This is a genomic window from Bacillus sp. m3-13, from assembly GCF_000175075.1.
In the GTDB taxonomy this organism is placed as follows: domain Bacteria; phylum Bacillota; class Bacilli; order Bacillales; family Bacillaceae_I; genus Sutcliffiella_A; species Sutcliffiella_A horikoshii_C.
The window spans coordinates 1-559 of record NZ_ACPC01000029.1; the positions used below are offsets into that span (position 1 = coordinate 1).

Sequence of the window (559 nt, forward strand, 5' to 3'; positions counted from 1 at the left end):
GGAAAGCATCGTGCAAGTAAAAACAACCTTCTACGATTGAATCGCATAAAAAAGGTGCCTGAATTTTACTCCAGGCACCTTTTTGTTTATTCAGGTTTGGTTTCGTCGGTAGATTCAGTTTTGTCTGCTTCTTTTTTAGAGTTGATGTTCACTTTCACATCATCGCCACCTTCAGTTTTTACAGGAAGTTCTGGAAGCTTCCCTTTGTCATATAGGTGTCTGATTTGTTCTGCATCAAGTGTTTCAACTTCTAATAGCGTTTGTGCTACAAGCTCCAGCTTATCACGGTTTTCCGTAAGAATCTGCTTGGCTCTTTCGTAACACTCTTTGATGAAACGTTGAATCTCCATGTCAATTTGGTGTGCAATAGCATCACTGTAGTTTTGCTCATTTTGAATATCACGACCAAGGAAGACTTGCCCTCCTGAAGCTTGACCAAATTGCAATGGACCAAGTTTTTCACTCATTCCGTATTCTGTAACCATTTTACGAGCTATTCCTGTAGCACGTTGGAAGTCATTATGGGCACCAGTACTTGCTTCGCCAAATGTGATTTCCT

1 pseudogene is annotated in these 559 nt (G+C 40.6%); it reads right to left on the minus strand.

Annotated elements, in window-relative coordinates:
- Positions 1-86: 86 nt before the first annotated feature.
- Positions 87-559: pseudogene (locus M313_RS24710) on the minus strand (ATP-dependent zinc metalloprotease FtsH); the annotation flags it as partial.